This is a genomic window from Duganella radicis, from assembly GCF_009720825.1.
Classification (GTDB): Bacteria; Pseudomonadota; Gammaproteobacteria; order Burkholderiales; family Burkholderiaceae_D; genus Rugamonas; species Rugamonas radicis.
In genome coordinates this window covers 1-26,429 of the sequence record NZ_WNKY01000014.1, presented here as the reverse complement: position 1 = coordinate 26,429, position 26,429 = coordinate 1, and the positions used below count along the sequence as shown (strand labels likewise).

Sequence of the window (26,429 nt, the reverse complement as noted above, 5' to 3'; positions counted from 1 at the left end):
GGCGATTGAGTTGATATCGGGATTATTTTACTGCGGCTGCCCGCTTGGGACGGCCCGTTTGGGACGGAACACCGTTGCATCCGCGTAGAAGGCCTCGTCCTGCCCGGGCCACCAGCCCGGCACGCCCAGCACCTGCATCGGCGTGAAGCCGGCGGTGCTCAGGCCCTCGTCGGCCAGCTGCCGCGCGACGGTGGCGTCTATCCATGCGCGGCGCGCGGTGTGGTCCAGCGTGAAGAAGTCTTCGCTGGCCAGCACGATGCGCGTGTGTGCGGTGATAGCCTTGCGCGGCGCGACCAGCTTTTCCATCAGCGCGTGGCCGAACAGCCATGTCTGAGCCTCGGCTGCCCCCCACTGCGCGCGGCGCTCAACGAAGGCCTCATGCCAGCGGTGTTCGCCCAGCGCATCAATCAGCGCATGGCCGTCCGCGTTATCGCGCACTACCAGCAACGCGGCGTTTTCATCGAAGATGGTGGCGCCGTCACGTGCCGGGCCGCGCGATTTGCCGACGCCATCCTGCGCGATCTGCGCCGCTTGCAAGGCATTCAACTGGACTTTGATACGCGGGAAGGCCAGCCACACAAGGCCGTTGAAGAAGTCATGCAGGTTGTCGCGCGTGGGCACGCAACCGGTGGCGCCGATGTGTTCCTCGTAGGCCGTACCTTCCGGCAGATCCTCCTGCGGCACGAAAGACAGCGGCAGGCCGAGGTGATTGCGCAGGCCCAGTGCGGCGGCCTGCTTGCTGAAACTATCGCGGAAGTGCTCTTGCGCGGACAAGCGGCCGGCCGCGTCGCGTACCGATTCGTACCACGGACGCGACCAGTCGATTGTGTCCAGCACTGCTTACACCATTTTCCAGTTGATGGTTTCGCCGGCGTTGAGTGGCACCACGGTCTGGTCGGCCAGCGGCAGGGTTTCCGGCAGGGTCCACTGCTCACGCTTGAGCGTGATCTTGCCCTGGTTGACCGGCAGGTTGTAGAAGGCCGGGCCATTCAGCGAAGCGAAGGCCTCCAGCTTGTCCAGCGCGCCGGCGCGTTCGAAGGCTTCGGCATACAACTCCATCGCGTGCAGCGCGGTGTAGCAGCCGGCGCAACCGCAGGCGGCTTCCTTGGCGCCCTTGGCATGCGGCGCCGAGTCGGTGCCGAGGAAAAAGCGCTCGTCGCCGCTGGTCGCCGCAGTCACCAGCGCCAGACGGTGTTCTTCGCGCTTCAGCACCGGCAGGCAGTAGTAGTGAGGACGGATGCCGCCCTTGAAGATATCGTTACGGTTGTACAGCAGGTGATGCGCGGTGATGGTCGCGGCGATCGGACCTTCGGCTTCCGCCACGTACTGGGCGGCGTGCTTGGTGGTGATGTGTTCGAATACGATGTTCAGCGCCGGGAAATCGCGGCGCAGCGGGCGCATCACGCGCTCGATGAACACAGCCTCGCGATCGAACAGGTCGATGTCCTGATCGGTGACTTCGCCGTGCACCAGGAATGGCAAGCCCAGTTCCTGCATCTTTTCCAGCGTTTTGTAGCAGTTGGCCAGATCGGTCACGCCCGCATCCGAGTTGGTGGTGGCGCCGGCCGGGTACAGCTTCACCGCGTGCACCACGCCGCTCTCCACCGCGCGCACGATTTCGTCCGGCTGAGTGTTGTTGGTGAGGTAAAGCGTCATCAACGGCTCAAAATCCAAGCCCTCCGGCAGCGCCGCCAGAATGCGCTCGCGATAGGCGACAGCGGCGGCGGTGGTGGTGACCGGCGGTTTCAAATTCGGCATCACAATCGCGCGGCCGAACTGGCGTGCGCTGTGCGGCAGCACGCTGGCCAGCGTGGCGCCATCGCGCAAATGCAGGTGCCAGTCGTCTGGGCGGGTGATGGTGATGCTGGATGGCGTTTGTTCGAGGTCGGACATGGCGGCGGGCTTTCAAAATGCGAATAGCCGATATTTTACCTCGTTGCGCCAACCGCTTGACAGTGCGTACGTAGAAGCGTACGTTTTAATCAACCATCCACTGGAGCGCACTATGGACACCATCTCCGCCAGCGAGGCCCGTGCCCGGCTGTACAACCTGATCGACGAAACCGCCGCAAACCACGCGCCAGTAACCATCACCGGCAAGCGCAATAACGCCGTGTTGATCTCTGCCGACGACTGGGCGGCCATTCAGGAAACGTTGCATCTGCTGTCCGTGCCCGGCATGCGGGAATCGATCATCGCTGCGCGCGCCGAGCCATTGGAGGATGGCAGCAAGGAACTGAGCTGGTGAGCTGGCAACTGGTGTACTCGCGTCAGGCTCAAAAAGACGCAAAGAAGTTAGCTGCGGCCAATCTGAAGAAACAGGCGCAGGCGCTGTTGGACACGCTGGCAAACGATCCATTTGCCCGCCCGCCGCCATATGAAAAACTGGTCGGCGACCTGGCTGACACGTATTCACGCAGGATCAATATCCATCACCGCTTGGTCTACGAGGTCTTTCCGGACCAGAAAATTGTTCGCATCCTGCGCATGTGGTCGCACTACGACTAGCTATGGCGCCGTCGTTTTCGCGGCCCAGGCCTTGGTGTCGGCCAGGATTTTGTCGAGGTGGGCGCGGTCGTAGAGGTTGCCGTGGCTGATGACGGTGCGGATCTTGCGCGTGGCGCCGATGTCTTTCAGCGGATTCGCATCCAGCACCAGCACGTCGGCCGCCTTGCCGGCTTCCAGCGCGCCGTAGCGATCCAGCTTGCCGAGGAAACGCGGGCCGTTGATCACGGCGGTTCGCAGGGCTTGCACCGGCGTCAGGCCATAGTTCACGTACAGGCCGATTTCATCGTGCAGCGCCTGTCCCGGATAGTCGTACGAATTCAGGAAGCCGGCATCCGTCCCCGCGATGATGCTCACGCCCTCCTGCTGCAAGATCGGCAACAGCGAGGCCGATTTCTCGAACACCGCTTTGCGCTGCGCGATCGCCGCCGCGTCGTCCTGCGCCGCGCGCTGCACGCGCCAGTCATAAGTGGCGCGCAGGCCTTTGCCGATGTACTGCAAGGCTTCGTCGTGGGCATGGTCCTCCATGTCCAGATACGCCACCACGCGCGACACCGACAGGGTCGGCACCACCGCCGTGCCCTTGGAGGCCATGTAGCGGAACGATGCACGCGCGGCCGCTTCGTCATACGAATCCAGGCTTTGCTTGACGGCTTCCTTGCCGGTCAGCTTGCCGGCGGCGACCAGATCGGTCAGCTCTTGCTCACGCGGAGTGGATGCGCGCAGCAGGTAGGACTGGTGCTCCACCGTGCCGAGGCCGGCATCGAACATGGTTTTCAAAGTCAGCTGCACCGGAATGTGGCCCGAGGTGCGCATGTCGCGCTCCTTGGCCTGGCGCAGCGCTTCCAGATAAATCTCCGGCTTCAGGGTGTTCTCGGTGATCTTGACGAAATCCACCTTCTGGCCTTGCAGCTTGTCCAGCGCGCGGCCCACTTCTTCCGGCGTGCCGACTTCAATCGTGCCCTTCCACAGCGGCTTGTAGCCCTCCAGCTTGGCGGCGGAGGTGAAGATGGTCGGACCTTCCAGCTTGCGTGCATTGACCTCATCGCGCCATTGCAGCACGGTATCCGGCAAATCGCCCGAGCAATCGCGCACGGCGGTGATGCCGTAGGCCAGATACAGTTGCAGCAAGTGCTTGTTCTCTTCGATCAACGCCGGACCGCCGCCAAAGTGCACGTGCGTGTCCCACAGGCCAGGCATCACGTACTTGCCCGGCAGGCTGATGGTCTTTTTGGCCGCGTAATTAGACAGCCGCTTGTCGTCCACCACCGCCAGAATGGTGTCGCCCTTGAGCACCACCGATTTGCCGGTGACGGCCTTGCCACCGGCCACGTCGATCAGGGTCGCCTTGGTCAGCACCAGGTCGGCGGCGATTTTATCCGCTGCATGAGCCGCGCTCAGCAGTCCCAGCGCCAGCATCGCGCCACTCAATTGCTTAAGGGAAATGTTCATCAGTGAATTATACGGGCCAGGAAGTCGCGTGCGCGCTCTGTTTGCGGCGCGTGAAAGAACTCCTCCTTGCTGCTGTCTTCCAGAATGCTGCCCTGGTCCATGAACACCACCCGGTTGGCCACCTTGCGGGCGAAGCCCATTTCGTGGGTCACCACCATCATGGTCATGCCCTCCTGCGCCAGGCCGACCATCACATCCAGCACCTCGTTGATCATTTCCGGGTCCAGCGCCGAGGTCGGCTCGTCAAACAGCATGGCGATCGGGTCCATGGCCAGCGCGCGGGCGATCGCCACCCGTTGCTGTTGCCCGCCAGACAACTGGGCCGGGAATTTATCCTGATGGGCCAGCAGACCGACGCGGTCGAGGTAGTGCAGGCCGCGCTCGGCGGCCTCGTCCTTGCTGCGGCCCAGCACCTTGATCTGGCCCAGCGTCAGGTTGTCGCGCACCGACAGATGGGGAAACAGCTCGAAATTCTGGAACACCATGCCGATGCGCGCCCGCAGCGCCGGCAAATCCGTGCCTTTGGCGCCGACCGAGGTGCCATCGACGGTAATTTCGCCCTGCTGGAACGGTTCCAGCCCGTTGACGGTCTTAATCAGGGTGGACTTGCCGGAGCCGGACGGTCCGCAGATCACCATCACATCGCCTTTTTCAACCCGGGTGCTGCACTCCTTGAGCACCTGGAACTGCCCATACCACTTGCTGATATTTTTGATTTCGATCATAGGAAAGTAGATTATTTTGCGGGCCGCCCACGCGCTTGACAGCGCCCCTGCCCACAAGGATACTGCGGAACTTGCCAATAGTTTCAGCAGCCGACGCACCCGAAACCGGCTGACGCCATAAGAAGAAAGCAGCGGCTACCCAACCCGCTGTCCAGGCTCAGAGAGACACTACCACAGGAAACCTCAAAATATGAACAAACAAAGCCGATTGACCACGTACATCCTGATTGGACTGGCGCTAGGCATCATCACCGGTTATTTCGCCCATGACAATCTGGCCAGTCCAACCGGCTTTGCCGACACCATGGCGCTGATCACCACGCTGTTCCTGCGCCTGATCAAGATGATTATCGCCCCGCTGGTATTCTCCACGCTGGTGTGCGGCATTGCCAAGATGGGCGATGCCACCGCCGTGGGCCGCGTCGGCGTCAAGACGCTGGGCTGGTTCTTCATCGCTTCGGTGATGTCGCTGAGCCTGGGCCTGGTGCTGGTCAACATCTTCCGTCCGGGCGACGCGCTGCTGGGCCACATGGCTGCCACCGCCGCCAAGGCCGACCTGGCCACCTCCAGCCTGACCCTGAAAGACTTCGTCACCCACCTGGTGCCGTCGTCCATCGTGGACGGCATGGCCAAGAACGAAATCCTGCAAATCGTGATCTTCTCGCTGTTCTTCGGTTCGGCTGCCGCTGCGGTGGGTCCGAAAGCCAACGTGCTGATCGACGCGCTGGACGGCGTGGCGCACGTGATGCTGAAAGTCACCGGCTACGTGATGAAGTTTGCGCCATTCGCCGTGTTTGCGGCGGTAGCGGGCACCATCGCCAAGAGCGGCCTGGGTGTGCTGTCCACCTATGGCGTGTTCATGGCCGAGTTCTACTTCGGCATCGCGCTGCTGTGGACGCTGCTGATCTTCATCGGCTTCCTGTTCCTGAAAGGCCGCGTGTTCGCGCTGATGAAAGAGATGCGCAGCCCGGCGCTGCTGGCCTTCTCGACCGCGTCGAGCGAAGCGGCGTATCCGAAAACGCTGGAAGGCCTGGAGCGTTTTGGCGTGCGCAACCGCATCGCCTCGTTCGTGCTGCCGATCGGCTACTCGTTCAATCTGGATGGCTCGATGATGTACTGCACCTTCGCCACCGTGTTCATCGCGCAGGCGTATGGCATTGAGATGTCGCTGGGCCAGCAGATGACCATGATGGCGGTGCTGATGCTGACTTCGAAAGGCATGGCCGGCGTGCCGCGCGCCTCGCTGGTGGTGATCGCCGCGACGCTGGGCCAGTTCAACATTCCGGAAGCCGGCATGCTGCTGCTGCTGGGCATCGACCACTTCCTCGACATGGCGCGCTCCGCGACCAACGTCATCGGCAACGGCATCGCCACCGCCGTGGTGGCCAAGTGGGAAGGCGAGATGGACCCGCCGAAAACGGCCTGAGCCTGAAACGACAACGCCACCTTCAAGGTGGCGTTTTTCTTTATAGCCAAGTCCGTTTCCCCTCCGGCTTGGCCCCCATCTCCCGCAACCGGCGCCGCAAACGCGCGTTGTCGATCAACGCACAAATCATGGTGATCAACACGACGATATTAAGCGCATCGCTACCAAAGAATCTGAAAAACAGCGCCGCCCCGCCAGCGCAGAGCAGACCGGCCACCAGTAACATCACTCCGTCTTTCATTTGTAACTCCAACGTAGTTAAGGATCACGTCATCGGAGGGTAGTCCGCAAAAACATAATGCGCTTTGCGATGGCTCATAGCAAGCAAGCGGGACCGTTGTGTGGAATCGTTAGCCGGATTGGCGGTTTTCATAATTGCGATGGGCTGAGGCTTAATGCACCATCTCGGGATAATTATGCTTGGATGGAGATGATATGACTGCTACCCGGCGCACTGCGCTTAAGACTCTTCTCGCTGGCGCCGCCGTTGCGCCGCAATTGGCACAGGCGGCGGCCGCTGAACCGAAATGGGGACGCGGCGTCGAAGGCCAGCGCAAGGCCGATCTCGGCAACGGCACCTTCCTCAACCCCATCCTCGCCGGCGACCACCCCGATCCCACCATCCTCAAGGATGGCGACGATTACTACATGACGTTTTCGTCCTTCCTGTCCTACCCCGGCGTCATCATCTGGCACTCGCAGGATCTGGTGAACTGGCAGCCGGTCGGCCCGGCCCTGACCAAGCCGCTCGGCAGCATCTGGGCCATGGACCTGGTCAAGCACAACGGCCGCTACTTCATCTACATCCCGGCCGGCGACAGCATCTACGTGATCTGGGCCGATAACATCCGCGGCCCGTGGAGCGATCCGATCGACCTCAAAATCCAGGGCGCCATCGACCCCGGCCACGCGGTCGGCGAAGACGGCAAGCGCTATCTGTTCGTCAACGGCGTGCGCCGCATCGGTCTGACCGACGACGGCCTGGCGACCGTCGGCAAGCTGGAAAAAGTCTACGAACCATGGCGCTACCCGCAAGACTGGGTGGTCGAGATGTTCGCCCCCGAAGGGCCCAAGCTGCTCAAGCGCGGCGAATGGTTCTATCTGGTGATGGCGGTCGGCGGCACCTCCGGCCCGCCGACCAGCCACATGGTGATCGCCGCTCGCTCGCGCTCCATCCACGGCCCATGGGAAAACCATCCGCAAAACCCGCTGGTGCGCACCAAAAGCGCCGATGAAAAATGGTGGTCGCGCGGCCATGCCACGCTGGTCGAAGGTCCGGCCGGCGACTGGTGGATGGTCTACCACGGCTACGAAAACGGCTACCGCACGCTGGGCCGCCAATGCCTGCTCGAACCGATCGAGTGGACCAAGGACGGCTGGTTCAAAGCCAAAGGCGGCGACCTCTCCGCCCCGCTGCCAATGCCAAAGAAAGGCAAGGCCGTACAGCACAACTTCGCCAAGTCGGACGATTTCCAGACGCTGAAATTCGGCGTGCAATGGAGCTTCTTCAATCCGGGCCCGGACGAGATGAAGCGCGTGCAGCACACGCCCGGCGTGCTGGCGATTAAAGGCAAAGGCACGTCGCCGGTCGATTCCTCGCCACTGACCTTCATCACTGGCGACCGCGCCTACGAAGCCACCATCACGCTCGATATCGGCGCCGATGCGGAAGGCGGCCTGCTGCTGCACTACAACGAGCGCGCCTACGTCGGCATCGGCTTCACGCAAACGCACATGAAGACCTTCGCCCACTCGCAGGAGCAAAGCTGGATGCGGGAGAAGATGGATGTCTCCACCGTCCATATCCGCGTGAAGAACGACCGTCACATCGTGACCTTCCACTACTCGCTGGACGGGAAGAACTGGATACAGCATTCGTGGCAGCTGGAAGTCTCCGGCTTGCACCACAATGTGTTTGGCGGCTTCCTCAGCCTGCAACCCGGCATCTACTGCGCGGGCGCAGGCACGGTGAAGCTGCGCGACTTTAAATATCGCGCCCTGGCTTAAATCTGTTCCGCGTAGACCTTCACCAGTTCGTGCAGGAATACGCGGCCTTCCATCAGCGACTGCACGCCGATGTATTCATTCAGGCCGTGGATGTTGCCCAGGTCCGGCGTCAGGAAGATACCGCTGATGCCATAGGTCGGAATGCCTGCCGCGTTAAGGAACTGGCCGTCGGTGGCGCCGGACTGCAAGATCGGCATCACCGGCACGCCCGGCCACAGCTTGGCGGTCAGCTTCTCCACCGGTTCCATGATGGCGCGCGTCAGCACTGGCGGCGCCGAGTTCTCGCCGCGAATCTCCAGCGTTTCCACCTTCACCGCCGGATCATCGATCGCCTTTACCAGCGCCTGGCGCACCGTCTCCTGCGACACGCCGGGGAAGATGCGGCAGTTGACGTTGGCGCGCGCACGCTGCGGCAGCGCGTTGGTGGCGTGGCCGCCATCCAGCATGGTCGCCACGCAGGTGGTGTGCAGCATGGCCGCCCAGCTGGCATCCGCGTTCGACACCGTGGCAACCGCCTTGGTATCGCCCGGATCTTTCACCACGGCTTTCATCGCATCGGCGATGTCCTTGTGACCCGCATCCAGCTGAATCCTGGCCATGGCGTTCAGGTAGCCTTTGCTGCCATCGGTCAGCTGGATCGGGAATTCATAGCCCTGCACTTTCGATAGCGCGCCCGCCAGATGATAGATCGCGTTGTCCTTCACGGGACGCGAGCTATGGCCGCCACGATTGGTCACCTCCAGGCGATAGTTCTGCGCCACCTTCTCGCCCGCCTGCACCGTCATCGAAACGCGCTTGCCGGACGCATTCAGCTCGCCTCCGGCGCCTTCGTTCAGCGCGTAGGCCGCATCGATCAGCTCGCGGCGGTTCTTGGTCAGCCACTCGGCGCCGTTGAAGGCGCCGGCAGTCTCCTCGCCGCAGGTCAGCGCCATCTTCAAGGTGTGGCGCGGCTTATAGCCTTCCTGCTTGAAGCGGATCAGCGAATCGGCCCAGATGGCCGCTTGCGCCTTGTCGTCCACCACGCCGCGCGCATAGAACTTGCCGTCTTCCTCGATCAGCGTGAACGGATCGCGCGTCCAGTCTTCGCGCTTGGCTTCCACCACGTCGATGTGCGCCAGCAGCAGGATGGCTTTGGCTTTCGGATCGCGTCCCGGCAGCACGGCCACCAGACCGCCCTCTTTCGGATGATCCGGCGCCGTGAAGATGTGCAGGTCGGACTCGGGATAGCCCGCCGCCTTCATGCGTGCCGCGATACGCTCGGCCGCCAGCGTGCAACTGCCAGCCGACAGCGTGGTGTTGGTTTCGACCAGCTCTTTGTACAGGGCGCGGAACTGCTGTTCGGTAGGATCGGCGGCGTAAGCACTTTGTACGCATGCCAGCATGGCGGTAACAGCACCCAGGACAAAACGAGACTTCATTGGTCAGCTCCTTCGGTTAATAATTCTTCATCCGCCCTTGCCTGCTGGCGTTCCCACATTTGAGCATACAGGCCGTTCGCCGCCAATAGCGAATAGTGCGTGCCGCGCTCCACGATGCGGCCGTGATCGAGCACGATGATCTGCTGCGCATCGGCCACGGTGGACAGGCGATGCGCGATCACCATGGTGGTGCGGGTGCGCGAGATTTCCTTCAACTGCGCCTGGATCGCTTGCTCGGCCTTGGAATCCAGCGCCGACGTGGCTTCGTCGAAAATCAGAATGGCGGGATTTTTCAGCAGCGTGCGCGCGATCGCCACGCGCTGCTTCTCGCCGCCGGAGAGTTTCAGGCCACGCTCGCCCACCATGGTCTTGTAGCCGTCCGGCAGGGAATCGATGAAATCGTGGATCGAGGCGGCGCGTGCGGCGGCCACGATCTCGTCATGCGTGGCGCCCGGCTTGCCGTAGGCGATGTTGTATTCGATGGTGTCGTTGAACAGCACCGTATCCTGCGGCACGATGCCGATGGCGTGGCGCACCGAGTCCTGCGTCAGCGAGCGCAGATCCTGGCCATCGATGGTGATGCTGCCCGCGTTCACTTCGTAGAAACGGAATAGCAGGCGCGACAAGGTGGACTTGCCGGAACCGCTGTGGCCCACCACCGCCGTGGTGGTGCCGGGTGCGATGGTAAAGTCCACGTCGAACAGAATCTGGCGCTTCGGATCGTAGCTGAAGTCCACATGATTGAAGCGCACTTGCGCGCCGTGCGTGACCAGCGGACGCGCGTCCGGCGCGTCGGCGATTTCCTTGTTCTGGTCCAGCAGCGAAAACAGCTTCTCCATGTCGGCCAGGCTTTGCTTGATCTCGCGGTAGATCACGCCGAGGAAGTTGAGCGGAATGTACAGCTGGATCATGAAGGCGTTGACCAGCACCAGATCGCCCAGCGTCATCTTGCCATCAATGACACCCACCGTGGCGCGCCAGAGGATCAGCGTGACGGCGACCGCGATAATCATCGACTGCCCGGTGTTCAGCAGCGACAGGGAAGTCTGCGACTTGACCGCCGCGCTTTCGTAGTGCTGCAAGCCTTCGTCGTAACGCTTGGCCTCATACTCCTCGTTGCCGAAGTACTTCACCGTTTCGTAGTTGAGCAGCGAGTCGATGGCCTTGGTGTTGGCCTTGGAATCCAGCTCGTTCATGGTGCGGCGGAAGTGCGTGCGCCAGTTGGTAATGATGATCGTGAAGCTGATGTAGGACACCAGCGCCACAAAAGTAATCACCGAGAACCAGATATCGTAGTGCGTGACCAGATAGCCCAGCACCAGCGTAATCTCCACCAGCGTCGGCAGGATGTTAAACAAGGTGTACGAAATCAGCGAACCGACCGCGCGCGTGCCGCGTTCGATATCGCGCGTCATGCCGCCGGTCTGGCGGTTCAAATGGAAGCGCAGCGACAGCGCATGCAGGTGGCGGAACACTTTCAGCGCAATGGTACGCACCGCGCGCTGCGTCACGCGCGCGAACAGGAATTCGCGCAGTTCCGTGAACAGCGTGGTGGAGACGCGCAGCACGCCGTAGGCCACCAGTGCGCCCAGCGGCAGCACCAGCAGCGCCTGCGGATGCGATGGCGTGATGGTCAGCGAGTCGATCAGCTTTTTCATCACCACCGGCACGCCGACGTTGGCCAGCTTGGCGCCGACCAGGCAACCCAGCGCCAGCAGCACGCGCCATTTGTAGACCCATAAATACGGGATCAGGGTTTTGATGGTTGCGGTATCGCTGCGGTTTGGGGCGGCAGGGCTGGCGGGAGCTGGCGGGGAATCGGCGTAACGGCGCATGGCGGATAATGGCTTTTTATGGTTCAATCCCGTTAATTGTAGCCCCAGAAGAGAAATCACGATGACCACGCCTCAAATCCCCAACGTCAACACCATCAATCGCGGCCTGCCAGCCGGGAAAATGCCGGAACTGCGCATGATGCCTTCGCCGTCGGACGCCAATGTCTACGGTGATGTGTTTGGCGGCTGGATCATGGCGCAGGTGGACATCGCTGGCTCGCTGCCGGCCACGCGCCGCGCCAATGGCCGCGTCGCCACCATTGCGGTGAATTCCTTCGTGTTCAAAAACCCGGTATTCGTGGGCGACCTGCTGTCGTTCTATGCTGATATTGTCAAGGTTGGCAATACGTCCATTACTGTGCAGGTGGAGGTGTACGCGGAACGCAACCGCCTGCAAACCAACACCGTGAAGGTGACCGAAGCGACCCTGACCTACGTCGCCACCGATTCCGACCGCAAGCCGCGCAAAGTGCCATCGATTGAAACGCTGATCGGCGGCTAAGCCGCCGCGGCCCACGCCCGGACGCATGGACGACCAGCGCCGCATTTTTCTCGCTACCGCCAGCCGCCTGGGCGCACTGGCCGCGCTCACCAGCGCCAGCCCAGCCGCACTTGCCGCGAGCAATACTTACCCGTTCAGCCTCGGCGTCGCCAGCGGCTCACCGCTGCCGGACGCCGTCATCATCTGGACGCGCATTCTGCACGACCCGTTCAACGCCGCCGCCACGCCGCCCATCGCGTTCAGCGTGCGCTGGGAAATGGCGGAAGACGACAACTTCCGCCGCGTCGTCGCCAAAGGCACAGCCAGCGCCACGCCCGAACTGGCGCACAGCGTCCACGTCGACGTCACCGGCCTGCAAGCAGGCCGCTGGTACTGGTATCGCTTTATGCTGGGCGACGCCGTCAGCCCCACCGGCCGCACGCGCACCGCGCCCGCCGCCGGCAGCATGCCCAAGCAGCTCAAGCTGGCCGTGGCCTCCTGCCAGCACTGGGAATTCGGCACCTACGCCGCCCATCGCCACATCGCCGCCGCCGCGCCCGACCTGGTGGCCTTCCTGGGTGATTACATCTACGAATGGGGCCCATATCAGCTGACGCACCCGAAAGCCGCGCTACGGACCGCTGAGAGCTTTACGCTGACCGATTACCGCGCCCGCTACGCCCAGTACAAAACCGACCGCGACCTGCAAGCCGCCCACCACGCCGCGCCATGGATAGTCACCTGGGACGATCACGAAGTCGCCAACGACTATGGCAACGAACGCGACGAACGTCTCGACCCGCGCTTCCTGCAAAGAAGAGCCTCAGCCTACCAGGCCTTCTACGAACACATGCCGCTGCGCCTGACGCAGCGCGACTTCGCCCATCTGCGCATCTACCAGCGCTACGACTGGGGCAAGCTGGCGCGCTTCCACGTGCTGGACGACCGACAGTACCGCGCCAACCACGCCTGCCCGCCGCCGGGACGCGGCGGTTCCAGTTCAGTGCTGCTGCGCGACTGCGCCGCGCTGATGGACCGCAACCGCAGCATGCTGGGCAAGGAACAGGAACAATGGCTGGCGCAAGGCCTGTCGTCATCGTCCGCGCGCTGGAACATCCTCGCCCAGCAAACCCTGGTGGCGCAGAACAGCCAGCTACCAATCATGAAGGAAGGCGACGGCCGCTTCTGGACCGACGGCTGGGACGGCTATCCGATGGCACGCCAAAAACTGATGGACACCCTGCACACCAGCCGCGCCAGCAATCCGCTGATCCTGTCCGGCGACGTGCACAGCTTCTTCGCCTGCGAACTGGCGCGCAATCCGTCACGGCCGGCCTCGCCCACCAACCCGCTGCTGGCGACGGAATTCTGCGGCACCTCCATCACCTCGCCATCGCGTCCGCAAGCACGTACCGAGCAGTATGTATCGATGAACCACGGCATCAAGTATGGCCGCAGCGACAAGCGCGGCTACATGCTGCTGACCGTTACGCCCGCCGACACCACCGCACACTTTCTTGTGCTGGACAACGTGCAGGACAGCACCAGCCCCATAACGCGCGCCGCCGACTTCATCGTGCGTGATGGCCAGGCGGGCCCGCATCGCGCTTGAATCGCGGCGGCCAGGTTCTATACTGGCTTGCAGGGGGTGTCGTATGTTGAAAGTGTCTGAAGTCGAAATCGCGCACGAGCTCGATCGCTACCTGCATCAGGCTCTTACGCAAACAGTGGTAGTGGAAAAGGCCGACCACGCATCGGTGGTCGTGCTGTCGCTAGCCGAATTTGAACGGCTACAGGAAGCGGAGGACCGGCACTTTGCCGAGGCCGCCCGCAAGGCCAACGTGGAAGGCTACCTCAATCACGAGCACGAGGTACGCACCCGTCTGGCTACCGCCATGCGAGCCCGCAGGCTCGCATGCATTCGAAGGCCTTAGGCGGCAGCTTTCTCGTCGCGCAGCTGGCGGCGCAGGATTTTGCCGACGTTGGTTTTCGGCAGTTCATCGCGGAATTCGATGTACTTGGGCTTCTTGTAAGCGGTCAGCTCGTGCTTGCAGAAGTCCAGCACCTGCTCGGCGGTCAGGTTGGGGTCCTTGCGCACGATGAACAGCTTCACGGCCTCGCCCGAGTTCTTGTCCGGTACGCCGATGCAAGCCACTTCCAGCACGCCCGGATGCGCCGCCACCACGCCCTCCACCTCGTTCGGATAGACGTTGAAGCCGGACACGATGATCATGTCCTTCTTGCGGTCGACAATCTTGGTGAAGCCGTTCTCATCCATCACGCCAACGTCGCCGGTCTTGAAGAAGCCATCGCTGGTCATCGACTTGGCGGTATCTTCCGGACGGTTCCAGTAGCCGGCCATCACCTGCGGGCCGCGGATGGCGATCTCGCCAGTCGAACCCAGCGGCAGCTTGTTGCCGTCATCGTCCAGGATGGCCACTTCGGTCGATGGAATCGGCAGGCCGATGGTGCCGGTGAATTCCTTGATGTCGATGCGGTTGGCGGTGGCCACCGGCGAGGTTTCGGACAAGCCGTAGCCCTCGATGATCGGCGTGCCCGTCACTTTCAGCCAGCGTTCCGCCACGCTCTTCTGCACCGCCATGCCGCCGCCATTGCACAGCTTGTAGGACGAGAAGTCCAGCCTGGAGAAATCGGGGTTATTGAGCAGCGCGTTGTACAGCGTGTTCACCGCCGGCAGCACGGTCACCTTGTACTTGGACAGTTCCTTTACAAAGCCCGGAATATCGCGCGGGTTCGGAATCAGCAAGCTCAGGCCGCCGGTACGCAGGCTCATGAACGCGCTGATGGTCAGCGAGTAGATGTGGTATAGCGGCAGCGCGCTGACGAACACCATCTGCTCGCCGCCGCTCTTCATTTGCAGCCACGCTTCGTTTTGCAGCACATTGGAAATCACGTTACGGTGCAGCAGGATGGCGCCCTTCGACACGCCGGTGGTCCCGCCGGTGTATTGCAGGAAGGCGATGTCATCGTGCCCCAGCTTGACCGGTTGCAGCGTCATGCCCGCGCCCTCGGCCAGCACTTTCTTGAACGAGATCGCGCCCGGCAGCGAATACGCCGGCACCATCTTCTTGACCTTGCGCACCACGAAATTGACGATGGCGCCCTTCAGGCCGCCCAGCAGATCGCCCATGGTGGCCACGATCACATGCTTGACCGGGGTTTGCGCCACCACCTGCTGCACGGTGGTGGCAAAGTTTTCCAGCACGATGATGGCTTCGGCGCCCGAGTCCACCAGTTGGTGCTGCAATTCGCGCGGGGTGTACAGCGGGTTGACGTTGACCACCGTATAACCGGCGCGCAGCACGGCCGCCATGGCGACCGGATACTGCAACACGTTCGGCATCATGATGGCGACGCGCGCGCCCGCTTGCAGGCCTCTGCCTTGCAGCCAGGCGCCCATTTTCGCCGACAATTGATCCAGCTCGCCGTAGGTCAGGAACTTGTCCATGCACACGAAGGCATTGCGGTCAGCGTACTTGCGGAAGGACTCTTCCAGCAAATGGGTGACCGAGCGGTATTGGGTGTTGTCAATCTCCGCTGGTACGCCTTCGGGGTACGACTTCAGCCAAATCTTATCCATCTTTATGCAGCCTTTTTCTTGTCGCCGGTTGGTTCGTCGCGCAGCATGCGGCGCAGAATTTTCCCGACATTGGTTTTTGGTAGCTCCTCGCGGAACTCAATGTATTTCGGCTTTTTATAGCCGGTCAGTTGTTCTTTGCAGTAGGCCATCAGGTCGGCCTCGGTCAGGTTCGGGTCCTTGCGCACCACGAACACTTTGACGGCCTCGCCCGAGTGCTCGTCCGGCACGCCGATCGCCGCGCATTCCAGCACGCCCGGATGCGCGGCGATCACGCCTTCCAGCTCGTTCGGATAGACGTTGAAGCCGGACACCAGAATCATGTCCTTCTTGCGGTCGACGATTTTCACGAAACCATTGGCGTCCATCACGCCGACGTCGCCCGACTTGAAGTAGCCGTCCGGCGTCATCACGCGCGCGGTTTCATCCGGGCGGTTCCAGTAGCCGGCCATCACCTGCGGACCGCGAATCGCGATCTCGCCGGCCGTGCCCAGCGGGACTTCCTTGCCGTCGTCATCCAGGATGGCGATGTCGGTCGACGGCACCGGCAAGCCGATGGTGGCCGTGAATTCCTTGCTGTCGGCGCGGTTGCAGGTGGCCACCGGCGAGGTTTCGGACAAGCCATAGCCCTCGATGATGGACACGCCGGTCACCTTCAGCCAGCGGTCGTTGACGGCCTGCTGCACCGCCATGCCGCCGCCATTGCAAATCTTCAGCGCCGAGAAATCCAGATGTACAAAATCCGGATGATTCAGCAGCGCGTTGTACAGGGTGTTCACCGCCGGCAGCATGTTGAACTTGTACTTCGCCAGTTCCTTGATGAAGCCGCCGATGTCGCGCGGATTCGGAATCAGGATGTTCAGCGCGCCCACCCGGGTGCCCCACATCGCGCACGCCGTCAGCGCGAAGATGTGGTACAGCGGCAATGCGCACACAATCGTCACCTGCTCGTTCGAATCATGCAGCGCCGGCTTGGACCAGGCCTCGCTTTGCAGCAGGTTGGCCACGATATTCTTGTGCGTCAGCGTCGCGCCCTTCGACACGCCGGTGGTGCCGCCGGTGTATTGCAGGAAGGCCGGATCGCTCTCCTTGAGCTGCACCGGCGTCAGCTTCATGCCGCCGCCCTGCGACAGCGCATCCTTGAAGCGCACCGCGTTCGGCAGCGAGAACGCCGGCACCATCTTCTTCACGCTGCGCACCACGAAATTCACCAGCATGCCTTTGAGGCCGCCGAGCATCTCGCCCATGCTGGCCACCACGATATGCTTCACCTGCGTCTTGCCCAGCACCTGTTCCAGTGTGGTGGCAAAGTTCTCCAGGATGATGATCGCCTCGGCCCCCGCATCGTTCAGCTGATGCTCCAGCTCGCGCGGCGTGTACAGCGGATTGACGTTGACCACCGTGTAGCCGGCGCGCAGGATGGCCGCGATCGCGATCGGATACTGCAACACGTTCGGCATCATGATGGCCACGCGCGCGCCCGGCTTCAGGCCACGGCTTTGCAGCCAGGCGCCGAGACGTTTGGAATATGCATCGACTTCGGCATAGGTGAGGAACTTGTCCATGCAGACATACGCGTTGCGGTTGGCATATTTCTGGAACGACTCTTCCAGCAACTGCACCAGCGAACGGTACTGACTGGTATCCACTTCGGTCTGCATGCCCGGCGGATACGACTTCAACCAGATTTTCTCCATCCTGTGCCTCTTGTCTCGAATATTTATCGTTGTAAGGCCGGCGCACAGAGCCGGTCAGGGAGCTTGCTGATGATGCGATGCTATCGGGCAGGACGCCCGTACGCAAGCGCATTTAACCATAATTAGAACGGAGGTTCTAACGGCTTTTTGTGCTGCGACGCAGCATCAATGCGCGCCTTCGCCGTCTGGTTGCGCTCCCTTGCCGCTTTCGGCGTTGAGCATCGGCGGGCGGCCCAAGAGCTCCAACTGCTGTCGGCGTTGACCTGCATCAAGAGTCGCTATTTTTTGCACCGCACCATAAAATCGCACGAACGTTCGTTCCTGCTTTAACAACACGCGGAAGGCAGGCAGATAATCGTGGTAAGTTCCCACCGCGCTGAGGTGGGCATTGGTCAGCGGCTCGGCAAACCAGCGGTCGTAACCGGCATAGCCGCCCCAGCTTTCCTTGAGCTTGGCGTAGTCGGATTTGAGGTGGGCGAAGATGCGCGCCTTCTCGGCGCGCTTGTGGCGCGTGCTGGTCTTGCCGGCGTACAGATCGGCCAGCATTTTGCGGTGCCGCACCAGCAGCGCCAGGAAGTCCTGACGGCGCGCGTTGTAGCGCGTGTAGGCTTCGCGCATCGGATCGGTGCCGTACAGCTCCAGCCAGCGCGCCACGCCCGCCTCTTCCACCGCCGTGGCAAAGCCTTCGTTGAATTGCGAATCGCCCGGCACGTACACCACCTGGTGCGCCAGTTCGTGGAACACCATGCGCGCCAGTTCGGCGTCGGAATAGTTGATGAAGGTGGACAGCAGCGGATCGCTGAACCAGCCAAGGGTGGAGTAAGCCGGCACGCCGCCCACCTGGACGTCGTCGCGCTCCTTGCGCAGTTCCTCGGCGTAGGCCATCGCATCCTCCTTGCTGTAGTAGCCGCGATAGCTGACGCAGCCCGCGATCGGGAAGCACCACTGGATGGGACGCAGCGACAGCTCCGGCGTCGCCACCACGTTCCACAGCACGAAGGGCCGCGACAGGGCGGCGTAGTTCTTGTAGCTGGCGTTGTCGGGCAGGCCCAGTTCCTTGACCGCGAATTTGCGGATCAACATGGCCTTTTCCAGGCGGGCTTTCAGCTGGGGATCGGTGCTTGGGTCGCCCAGCCAGTCTTCAATCGGACGGGCGTCCGACCACAGCGAGTACTGGCCTTGCGCGGCCTGCATGTAGTACTTGAATTGCGCGCAACCGGCCAGCATGGCGGACACGCACGCCACCGCCAACCAGAACTTGGTGCGGAGGATTTGGCGTGCAATATTGCGCATACATCACCTTCAAGCGGAGACCTTCTCAACTTGAACCAGTGTATCGTAAAACGTCGGTGCGCGGCCCATATCTGTGAGCTGTTGGCTGGTAACCTCATTGGCGTTTTTGCCATCCGTGGCTAGCTTTTTCCACCACACTGACAAGCCGACAACCAGGCCCGCACGCGCCTTGTCCGTTACGCGCGCCTTGGCCACGAAGGAGCCGCGGTCGTTGAAGATGCGGACCATGTCACCGGCGGCGATGCCGCGCGCCGCGCTGTCATCCGGATGGATGTCCAGGTGCGGCTCGCCCTCCGCCGAACGCAGGCTTTTCACGTTGACGAAAGTGGAGTTGAGGAAGTTGCGCGCCGGCGGAGAAATCATCGCCAGCGGATAGCGCTTCGCCAGTTCCGGATTGCTGGCCACCGATTCGTATGGCGGCAGGTAGCTTGGCAGCGGATCGAGACCGTCGGCCTTCATCTGCTCGGAATAGAACTCGCACTTGCCGGACGGCGTAGGGAAGCCGCCTTGCGCAAACGGCGCCGCCGGCATGTTCAGTTTCTGCCAGCCCTTCCGCTTCAAGGCGTCCCAGTCAAAGCCGATGGCGCGCACGTCCTGCGCGTTGAAGGCTTGCGCCGCCAGCTCGTCGTCCGACTCCTTGAAGCAGTCGTCATCGAAGCCCATCTTCGCCGCCAGCAGGCGGAAGATTTCGGTGTTGGCCTTGGCCTCGCCCATGGGCGCGATGGCGGCGTTATTCGCCATCATGTACAGGTGGCCGTAGGAGGTGTGCGCGTCGATGTGTTCCAGCTGCGTGGTGGCCGGCAGCACGATGTCGGCGTAGTCCGCGGTATCGGTCTGGAACTGCTCCAGCACCACCGTGAACAAGTCCTCGCGCAGGAAGCCGCGCATCACCTTGTCCGAATCCGGCGCAATCGCCAGTGGATTCGAGTTGTAGACGATGACCGCTTCCACCTGCGGCCCGAACGCCGGCGATGCAGGCCGCAGCAGGTCGTCGCCGATGGTGGTCATGTTGATGGTGCGCGGGATCTTCTTCAACAAATCCGGGCGTTGCAGCTTGGGCTTGTTGGTCGGGAAGGAGCCGCTGGACGACAGCTGCACACCGCCGGCCGGATGACGCCACGCGCCCACCAGCGCCGGCAGGCAGGCGATCGCGCGCACCGACATGCCGCCGCCGCGCACACGCTGCACGCCATAGTTGGTGCGGATCGCCACCGGCTCGCCGGCCTTCGCCATGCCGCCGTACAGGCGCGCCAGGCCAACCACCTCATCGACCGTGATGCCGCAGGTTTGCGCCACGCGCTCCGGCGTCCATTCCGCCGCGCGCTGCTTGAGCTGCTCAAAGCCCAGCGTGTACTGCGCGATGTAGTCGTGATCCAGCAAGTCTTCCTTGATCAGCACATGCATCAGGCCCAGTGCCAGCGCGGCATCGGTGCCGGGCAGCAGGGCGATGTGCTGATGGCACTTCTCGGCCGTCAGCGAGCGGTAGGGATCTATGGCGATCAGCCTGGCGCCATTGCGCTTGGCTTCCTGCGCGCGGGTCCAGAAATGCAGGTTGGAGGCGATCGGATTGCCGCCCCAGATAATCAGCAGTTTCGAATTCTGGAACTGCTCCATGTCGGTGCCGATGGAAGCGCCAATGGTGTATTTGTAGCCCGTGAAACCGGCGGTCGCGCAAATCGTGCGGTCCAGCAGCGAGGCGCCGATCTTGTTGAAGAAGCGCGAAGACATGGACTCGCCCTGCACCAGCCCCATGGTGCCGCAATAGCTGTACGGCAGGATTGCTTCCGGGTCGCGTTCCGCAATCGGCTTGAGGCGGGCCGCGATGGTGTTCAGCGCCTCCTCCCAGCTGATTCGCTCGAACTTGCCCTCGCCCTTTTTGCCCACGCGTTTCAGCGGATACAGCAGGCGGTCTTCGTGATAGGTGCGCTCGGTGTAGCGCGAAACCTTGGTGCACAGCACGCCGGCCGTGGTGGGATGGTCGGGATCGCCCTTGACCGCGGTGGCGACGCCGTCTTCCACCGTCACCAGCAGCGCGCAGGTGTCGGGGCAGTCGAGCGGGCAGGCTGCGCGGACTTGTGTGGTTGTCATGTCAGAAAATCCATAAAGCTTTTGCTCAAACCAGTATCGTAAACCATTGCGTGCGCTCTGGCTTAACTCTGCGGACAAGGGCTACAATTAGGAAAATGGAAATAGCGGAAGAGTGGAGAAGTAGCATGAAACTGGTTGATCCCATCATTGCATTTCAGTCCGAGCTACAGGAGATCCGGCGCGACCTGCACGCCCATCCTGAGCTCTGCTATGAAGAACAACGTACATCCGACGTGGTGGCCGCCAAGCTGACCGAATGGGGCATCCCCGTGATTCGCGGCCTGGGCATCACCGGCGTGGTCGGCGTCATCAAGAACGGCGGTTCGAACCGTTCGATCGGCCTGCGCGCCGACATGGACGCCCTGCCGATGCAGGAAGTGAACACCTTCCCGCACGCCTCGGTCCATCCCGGCAAAATGCACGCCTGCGGCCACGACGGCCACACCGCCATGCTGCTGGGCGCGGCCAAACATCTGGCCGAACACCGCAACTTCGACGGCACCGTGTACCTGGTGTTCCAGCCGGCCGAGGAAGGCGGCGCCGGCGCCAGACGCATGATCGAAGACGGCCTGTTCGAACGATGCCCGATGGATGCCATCTACGGCATGCACAACTGGCCCGGCATCCCATCCGGCCACATGAGCGTGACCGAAGGCCCGCTGATGGCGTCCAGTAACGAGTTTTATGTGACAGTCAAAGGCAAGGGCGGCCACGCGGCCCAGCCGCACAAATGCATCGACCCGGTGATGATCGCGGTGCAGATCGCGCAAAGCTGGCAAACCATCATCAGCCGCCGCACCAGTCCGCTGGACACGGCCGTGCTGTCGCTGACGCAAATCCAGGCCGGCACCGCCACCAACGTCATTCCCGACGAGGCCAAAATGGCTGGCACCGTGCGCACCCTGTCGGGGGAAGTGCTGGACCGGCTGGAAAAACAAATGGAACAGATCGCCGTGAATACGGCCGCCGCGTTTGATGCGGAAGTGGAGTTCAAGTTCCGCCGCAACTACCCGCCGCTGATCAACCATCCGGAAGCGACCCGCTTTGCGGTGGAAGTGATGAAGTCCGTGGTCGGCGCCGACAAGGTGGACGACAAGACCGAGCCATCGATGGCGGCGGAAGACTTCGCCTACTTCCTGCAAGCCAAACCGGGCTGCTACATCTTCATCGGCAATGGCGAGGGTGACCACCGCGCCGGTGGTCACGGCCTCGGTCCATGCGTGCTGCACAACGGCAGCTACGACTTCAACGACAACCTGCTGCCGGTGGGCGCCAGCTTCTGGGTCAAGCTGGTGGAAGCCAGCCTGCCTTTAGCCTAATTGATCCGGGGCCGTGCCGACGCGGCGCCCCGGATTCAGCTGTTCAAGACCGATCAGCGCGGCCGAGTGATCGGCCTGTGGAATGGTTTTGGACAGCGTCATGTAGCGCGCCGTCACCAGCTCCGTCAGCGGCAGCACAATGCCGGCCGCTTCCGCCGCCGCCAGGATGTTGCGCTGATCCTTGAGCTGCGTGGTGACCTTGCCGCCGGCGACAAAATTCCGCTCCAGCATGCGCTGGCCATGCACTTCCAGAATCCTCGACTCGGCAAAGCCGCCGCGTATCGCCGCGCGCATCGCCGTCGGATCGGCACCCGCCGCCTGCGCCAGCAACATGGCTTCCGCGACAATGTTGATGGTTGCACCAACGATCAGCTGATTGCACAGCTTGGCCACCTGCCCGCTGCCGGCCGGGCCGACCAGCGTGGCGCGGCCCATGGCTGACAGCACCGGCTCCGCCTCGGCGAAATCCTGCGCCACTCCGCCCGCCATGATGGCCAGCGTGCCGGCCGCCGCGCCGCCAACACCACCCGACACCGGCGCATCGATAAAGCGCCGGCCTTGCGCCGTCAGCTCGGCATGGAAGGCCTGCGCTTCGGCTTGCTGGGTCGAGCTCATGTCGATCCATAATGCGTTCGGCGCCAGCGCCGGCAAGGCCGCGTCCAGCACCAGCCGCACGGTCGGGCCGGCCTCCAGCATGGAGATCACGATGGGGGCGCCACGCACCGCCTCGGCCAGATCCTCGACAGCGCGGGCGCCGGCAGCGGCCAACGCCTGCGCCTTGGCGTGCGTGCGATTCCAGACCGTCACTGGATGGCCGGCCGCCAGCAAGCGGCGCACCATCGGCTCCCCCATCAAGCCTATGCCTAAGAAGGTAATTTGCGTAGACAATTTCGCTCCAAGAATTATTTTCCGAACCCCGGTACAATCTCGGGTTAGCCGTATAACAATCGAAAAAATACAGCACTTACATTGCAAGGATACTATGTTCACTAAAAAAATGATCGCGGTTGCCGCCGCCTTGGTCGTCGCTCAAAGCGCGTTTGCGGATGATAAACTGGTCGACTCCGTGTCGGTCGACGTCGGCGCCGGCGAGCACGTACAAATGGTGCGCTTCAACGCCGCCAAGGATTGGGACAACAAATGGTTCCAGTCGAACGGCACCCACCTGGGTGGCTACTGGGAACTGAGCACCGGCGTGTGGCAGGAAAACCGCTACAAGAACGTGGTCGGCGCTGAGCAGAAGCTGTGGGACATCGGCTTCACCCCGGTGTTCCGCTTCCAGAACGACAACAAGAAGGGCCTGTACTACGAAGGCGGCATCGGCGTGCACATGTTCTCCAAGCTGTACAACAACAGCGACAACCGCCTGTCGACCCACTTCCAGTTCGGCGACCACATCGCCACCGGCTACGTGTTCAACAACAACTGGGAAGTGGCGCTCAAGCTGCAACACTTCTCGAACGGCGGCTACAAAAAGCCAAACTCGGGCGTGAACTTCGTCGAGCTGAAAGCTGCGTACCACTTCTGATGCACGTCGCCCCGCGCAGGCGGGACCCATGCTGAGTCGGCGTTACGATACGTTCGACTCAGCCACAATCTTCCAGTTCTTACCTTCCTTGGCCCAGTACTGCTTCTTGCGCACCGCGTGACGGAACTTGCCGATCACGATCTGCTGGGTGAAATTGCTGACAATGACCTCTTCCTGGCTAGGCTGGCGGAAGAAACTCGGATCGCTGACCGTGACGCTGATCTTCTTGGCGCTCGGGATGTAGCGGTTCTTGTCCAGCCAGGTATTGATATCCTCATCCGCCGCTGACTTGAAGCGCGCCGAATACAGCGACTTCAGGCTGGCATCATCGCGGTTCTCCACATCGCGCCGCCAGGTCTCCACCAGCGAGGCGGCCTGGCGCAAATCCTTCTCCAGCTGCTCCCTGCTGACGAACTCCACCTGGTCGCCAATCAAAATGGGCGTCTTGCCGATTTCCACCGTACGCGTCAGGAAATTCAGATCGTCGTTGCTGACCACCACGCAGCCGTCGGTCGACAGCGGCGGCCGGCTGAAGGTCTCCGGCGGCGTGCCATGCACCCAGATGCCGGAACCGCTGCGACCGTTCACCTTGTCCCAGTCGTTCGGATAATCGAGCGGCAGCGCGCCCTTGCCATACATGTCTGGCAACTTCACACCCGGCAGGCGGCCGATCAGGTAATACACGCCCACCGGCGTGCGCATATCGCCTTCCTTGAGCTTGTTGATGCCCAGCTTGCCCTGGCTGACGTAGAAGTCCTGCATCAGGCGCAGGCCATCACCGGTGTTTTCATACAGGTAAAGGCGCGAATGCTTGGCGTCGACAATCAGCGCGTGCCGCTGATCCTTGCGCATTTGCAGCAGCGCGCGTGGCAGCAAGGTGGGTGCCGGACGCTCGGCCTGCAAGCGCACCGCCGCCTCGCGCCGCAGATCGGCCAGCTTGGCTTCCGAACCGGCCGGCACAGCGGCGCCCAGATCGGTCACCGCGCGCGTGTGCATCAGCAGAATATCGCCTCGGATCAAATGACCGAGACGGAAATTGGGATAGGCCTCGACCAGTGCATCGGCCTTGCGCTGCGCCGCGCCGAGGTCGTGTGTCGCCAGCTCTTTGTAAATATCGTTGAGCAGCTCTTCCGGATTGGCTTTACGGGCAACCGGCGCCCGCGCCGGCTTTTTTGCGGCGTAGCTGAACTCCCCTCCCATCAGGCTGAAGAGGACCACGCCGAGAACACCCCATTTACGCAAAAGTGAGTGAGACATCAGTTACCCGAGATTTCCTGCTTGATCTGCCATTTTCCGCCGTTTTTGACCAGCACCAGCGTCTTGCGGCTGCGCGCGGTCAGGCGATCGGACTCATAAGTCTGGCGGAAAGTGACCCTGGCTGTATTGCCATCTACCTTCACCTCGGGCGAGGCGACTTCCACGCGGATGCGGCCCTTGCCCTCGATGCGGGCGCGGCGCTCGTCAGCCCACGCTTTGCGCGTCGCGCCCTTGGGCGGTTCGAACTGCTGGCTATAGTAACCGAGATAGGCGTCGACGTTTTGCGACGTCCAGGCCTTGGCCCAGCCATTCACCTGCGCCATCACCGCATCGCGCTCGGAGTTATCCGGCTTGGCGGCGACCTTTTCAGGCTCAGGCTTGGCAGGCTTCGGCGGTTCGGCCTTGACTGGCGGTGGCGCAACCGGCGCTGGTGCAGGCGCGGCCGCCACTTTTACTGGAGCAGGCGCAGGTGCCGGGGTCGGCATTACCTTGACCGCTGCTGGCGCCGCGGCAACGACGGCGGCAGGCGCTGGTTTGGCAGGCGCTGGAGCTGGCGCCGCCACAGCCACTGGAGCAGGCGTTGGCACAGGCTTCGCCGCGACCGTAGCAGGCGCTGGAATCGGTCCCACCGTCGCCGCAACTTTAGGCGCGGTCGCCGGCGGAGGAGATACCGACAACGCAGGAATCCGCTGCGGCGCATTGGCCTGTGCCGGATTCTGCGGCGGCAGTTGCGAAATCAAAGGCGGCTGCGTGCTGGCGGCCGGCCGCGCCGGCGCGGCGGCAGGTGCGGCAACTGGCGCTGGTGCAGGGGCTTGCGCCACCGCCGTCTCCGCGCCTATAAACTTGCCGCCGGTGCTGGTCGAAAACGTGCGCAACATGGTGAGCTTGGACTTGGCCGGCACTGCGGTGGCGGAGCCCAATGCCAGCGCCTTATCGTAAGCCTGGCTAGCCATCTTGCCGTAAATATCGCCGAGATTTTCGTAGGCGGTCTGATAGCTCGGATTGGTGCGAATCGCCTTTTCCAGCGCCACGCGCGCCTTGTCGTACTGGCCATTGGCTGCATACAGCACGGCCAGGTTGTTGTACGGCTCCGGCAGATCCTTGTAATCTTCGGTTAGTTTAGTAAAGACGGCGATCGCCTCTTCCGATTTATTCTGCTCAGTCAGCAGCACGCCCTTCATGAACCGCATTTGCGGATCGGATGGGTGCTTGCTCAGGTATTCATTGGTCTTATTGAGGGCTTCGACGACTTTGCCGGCCTTGGCCAGCTTGCTGACATCGGCATAATCGTCTGCGTGGGCAGGAGCCCAGGCCACCAATGCCAATGCGCAGTACAGCATTGTTTGGGCTGTCTTATTTTTCATTGAGATTTGATGCTGGCGCGAAAGAAGACATGGTACACCTTCATTTCCGCAGATCAAAATCGCTTGTTGCGCCAAACGCAAAAAGGCCCGCTCACAGAGCGGGCCTTCTCGGCTTATAACTAGCTTGACGATAACCTACTTTCACACTGGTTGCAGCACTATCATCGGCGTAGAGTCGTTTCACGGTCCTGTTCGGGATGGGAAGGGGTGGGACCGACTTACTATGGTCATCAAGCTTTGACTTGGCAACAATCTGGAGAAGTAAAGAACTTAGGGAGAACTCATCAAGAGTAAATGCGTATAACCGTCAAGGTTATAGGGACAAGCCGTACGGGCAATTAGTATCAGTTAGCTTAATGCATTACTGCACTTCCACACCTGACCTATCAACGTCCTGGTCTCGAACGACCCTTCAAAGAGCTCAAGGCTCTGGGAA

The 26,429-nt window shown here is 62.0% G+C and carries 23 protein-coding genes and 2 rRNA genes; 9 read left to right on the top strand and 16 right to left on the bottom strand.

Going from position 1 to position 26,429, the window contains the following annotated elements; all coding sequences use genetic code 11:
- Window positions 1-27 precede the first annotated feature (27 nt).
- Entirely contained in the window at window positions 28-837 is an 810-nt protein-coding gene (locus tag GM676_RS14540) for a DUF3025 domain-containing protein (RefSeq protein WP_371866238.1), read from the bottom strand.
- 3 nt (window positions 838-840) lie between these two features.
- Window positions 841-1,893: a dihydroorotase gene (pyrC, locus tag GM676_RS14535; protein WP_155464370.1), complete on the bottom strand. Its 1,053-nt coding sequence runs from the start codon at window positions 1,891-1,893 to the stop codon at window positions 841-843.
- Between the two features lie 112 nt (window positions 1,894-2,005).
- Between pyrC and GM676_RS14530 the strand changes: the two genes are divergently transcribed.
- Entirely contained in the window at window positions 2,006-2,248 is a 243-nt protein-coding gene (locus GM676_RS14530; protein WP_155464369.1) for a type II toxin-antitoxin system Phd/YefM family antitoxin, read from the top strand.
- The gene (locus tag GM676_RS14525) at window positions 2,245-2,508 is read left to right on the top strand and encodes a Txe/YoeB family addiction module toxin (RefSeq protein ID WP_371866237.1); all 264 of its coding nucleotides are present in this window, start codon (window positions 2,245-2,247) and stop codon (window positions 2,506-2,508) included. The genes GM676_RS14530 and GM676_RS14525 overlap by 4 nt, the downstream gene beginning before the upstream one ends.
- On the opposite strand, the gene GM676_RS14520 is transcribed toward GM676_RS14525, so the two are convergent.
- Both GM676_RS14520 and GM676_RS14515 read right to left on the bottom strand, forming a co-directional pair.
- Window positions 2,509-3,957 carry an amidohydrolase family protein gene (locus GM676_RS14520; RefSeq protein WP_155464367.1) on the bottom strand — a complete coding sequence of 483 codons (1,449 nt, stop codon included), beginning with the start codon at window positions 3,955-3,957 and terminating at the stop codon, window positions 2,509-2,511. It lies immediately after the preceding gene.
- Entirely contained in the window at window positions 3,957-4,682 is a 726-nt protein-coding gene (locus GM676_RS14515) for an amino acid ABC transporter ATP-binding protein (protein WP_155464366.1), read from the bottom strand. The genes GM676_RS14520 and GM676_RS14515 overlap by 1 nt, the downstream gene beginning before the upstream one ends.
- A 190-nt stretch (window positions 4,683-4,872) precedes the next feature.
- Here GM676_RS14515 and GM676_RS14510 point away from each other — a divergent pair, with 190 nt between their 5' ends.
- The gene (locus tag GM676_RS14510; RefSeq protein ID WP_155464365.1) at window positions 4,873-6,108 is read left to right on the top strand and encodes a dicarboxylate/amino acid:cation symporter; all 1,236 of its coding nucleotides are present in this window, start codon (window positions 4,873-4,875) and stop codon (window positions 6,106-6,108) included.
- Window positions 6,109-6,148: 40 nt separating this feature from the next.
- On the opposite strand, the gene GM676_RS14505 is transcribed toward GM676_RS14510, so the two are convergent.
- A complete protein-coding gene (locus GM676_RS14505) occupies window positions 6,149-6,349 on the bottom strand; it encodes a hypothetical protein (RefSeq protein ID WP_155464364.1) in 201 nt (66 codons plus the stop codon).
- 194 nt (window positions 6,350-6,543) lie between these two features.
- Between GM676_RS14505 and GM676_RS14500 the strand changes: the two genes are divergently transcribed.
- On the top strand, window positions 6,544-8,115 hold the full coding sequence (locus GM676_RS14500) for a family 43 glycosylhydrolase (RefSeq protein ID WP_155464363.1): 1,572 nt from the start codon (window positions 6,544-6,546) through the stop codon (window positions 8,113-8,115).
- On the opposite strand, the gene GM676_RS14495 is transcribed toward GM676_RS14500, so the two are convergent.
- Together GM676_RS14495 and GM676_RS14490 are read right to left on the bottom strand one after the other, a co-directional pair.
- Window positions 8,112-9,533: a M20/M25/M40 family metallo-hydrolase gene (locus GM676_RS14495; protein ID WP_155464362.1), complete on the bottom strand. Its 1,422-nt coding sequence runs from the start codon at window positions 9,531-9,533 to the stop codon at window positions 8,112-8,114. The genes GM676_RS14500 and GM676_RS14495 overlap by 4 nt on opposite strands.
- The gene (locus GM676_RS14490; protein ID WP_155464361.1) at window positions 9,530-11,368 is read right to left on the bottom strand and encodes an ABCB family ABC transporter ATP-binding protein/permease; all 1,839 of its coding nucleotides are present in this window, start codon (window positions 11,366-11,368) and stop codon (window positions 9,530-9,532) included. The genes GM676_RS14495 and GM676_RS14490 overlap by 4 nt, the downstream gene beginning before the upstream one ends.
- A 61-nt stretch (window positions 11,369-11,429) precedes the next feature.
- Here GM676_RS14490 and GM676_RS14485 point away from each other — a divergent pair, with 61 nt between their 5' ends.
- From GM676_RS14485 to GM676_RS14475, 3 genes are read left to right on the top strand one after another with little or no spacing between them, the layout of a single operon-like run.
- A complete protein-coding gene (locus GM676_RS14485) occupies window positions 11,430-11,870 on the top strand; it encodes an acyl-CoA thioesterase (RefSeq protein WP_155464360.1) in 441 nt (146 codons plus the stop codon).
- 25 nt (window positions 11,871-11,895) lie between these two features.
- Window positions 11,896-13,461: an alkaline phosphatase D family protein gene (locus tag GM676_RS14480; RefSeq protein WP_155464359.1), complete on the top strand. Its 1,566-nt coding sequence runs from the start codon at window positions 11,896-11,898 to the stop codon at window positions 13,459-13,461.
- A 43-nt stretch (window positions 13,462-13,504) separates the two neighbouring features.
- The gene (locus GM676_RS14475; protein WP_155464358.1) at window positions 13,505-13,783 is read left to right on the top strand and encodes a hypothetical protein; all 279 of its coding nucleotides are present in this window, start codon (window positions 13,505-13,507) and stop codon (window positions 13,781-13,783) included.
- Here GM676_RS14475 and GM676_RS14470 read toward each other — a convergent pair.
- The 4 genes from GM676_RS14470 to GM676_RS14455 form a co-directional block, all read right to left on the bottom strand.
- Window positions 13,780-15,450, bottom strand: a complete 1,671-nt coding sequence (locus GM676_RS14470; protein ID WP_155464357.1) for a long-chain fatty acid--CoA ligase — start codon at window positions 15,448-15,450, stop codon at window positions 13,780-13,782. The two genes, GM676_RS14475 and GM676_RS14470, sit on opposite strands and share 4 nt — an antisense overlap.
- Window positions 15,451-15,452: 2 nt before the next feature.
- Window positions 15,453-17,144, bottom strand: coding sequence for a long-chain-fatty-acid--CoA ligase (locus GM676_RS14465; protein ID WP_155464356.1), 1,692 nt, complete (start codon window positions 17,142-17,144; stop codon window positions 15,453-15,455).
- 165 nt (window positions 17,145-17,309) lie between these two features.
- Complete coding sequence (locus GM676_RS14460; protein ID WP_155464355.1) at window positions 17,310-18,437, bottom strand: aminopeptidase; 1,128 nt, start codon at window positions 18,435-18,437, stop codon at window positions 17,310-17,312.
- Between the two features lie 9 nt (window positions 18,438-18,446).
- Window positions 18,447-20,525: a molybdopterin-containing oxidoreductase family protein gene (locus tag GM676_RS14455; RefSeq protein WP_155464354.1), complete on the bottom strand. Its 2,079-nt coding sequence runs from the start codon at window positions 20,523-20,525 to the stop codon at window positions 18,447-18,449.
- 125 nt (window positions 20,526-20,650) lie between these two features.
- On the opposite strand from GM676_RS14455, the gene GM676_RS14450 reads away from it, so the two are divergent.
- Window positions 20,651-21,844 carry a M20 aminoacylase family protein gene (locus GM676_RS14450; RefSeq protein ID WP_155464353.1) on the top strand — a complete coding sequence of 398 codons (1,194 nt, stop codon included), beginning with the start codon at window positions 20,651-20,653 and terminating at the stop codon, window positions 21,842-21,844.
- Here the strand turns inward: GM676_RS14450 and GM676_RS14445 are convergent.
- Window positions 21,836-22,732: an NAD(P)-dependent oxidoreductase gene (locus tag GM676_RS14445; RefSeq protein ID WP_267875605.1), complete on the bottom strand. Its 897-nt coding sequence runs from the start codon at window positions 22,730-22,732 to the stop codon at window positions 21,836-21,838. The genes GM676_RS14450 and GM676_RS14445 overlap by 9 nt on opposite strands.
- A 94-nt stretch (window positions 22,733-22,826) precedes the next feature.
- Between GM676_RS14445 and GM676_RS14440 the strand changes: the two genes are divergently transcribed.
- The gene (locus GM676_RS14440) at window positions 22,827-23,372 is read left to right on the top strand and encodes an acyloxyacyl hydrolase (RefSeq protein ID WP_155464352.1); all 546 of its coding nucleotides are present in this window, start codon (window positions 22,827-22,829) and stop codon (window positions 23,370-23,372) included.
- 42 nt (window positions 23,373-23,414) lie between these two features.
- Here the strand turns inward: GM676_RS14440 and GM676_RS14435 are convergent, their stop codons facing one another.
- The 4 genes from GM676_RS14435 to GM676_RS14420 all read right to left on the bottom strand — a co-directional run.
- A complete protein-coding gene (locus tag GM676_RS14435) occupies window positions 23,415-24,629 on the bottom strand; it encodes a L,D-transpeptidase family protein (protein ID WP_229262694.1) in 1,215 nt (404 codons plus the stop codon).
- Window positions 24,629-25,993: a L,D-transpeptidase Cds6 family protein gene (locus GM676_RS14430; RefSeq protein WP_155464351.1), complete on the bottom strand. Its 1,365-nt coding sequence runs from the start codon at window positions 25,991-25,993 to the stop codon at window positions 24,629-24,631. Before GM676_RS14430 ends, GM676_RS14435 begins: the two co-directional genes overlap by 1 nt.
- Window positions 25,994-26,115: 122 nt before the next feature.
- A 5S ribosomal RNA gene (gene rrf / locus GM676_RS14425) occupies window positions 26,116-26,228 on the bottom strand.
- Window positions 26,229-26,310: 82 nt separating this feature from the next.
- Window positions 26,311-26,429, bottom strand: a 23S ribosomal RNA gene (locus GM676_RS14420); the annotation flags it as partial.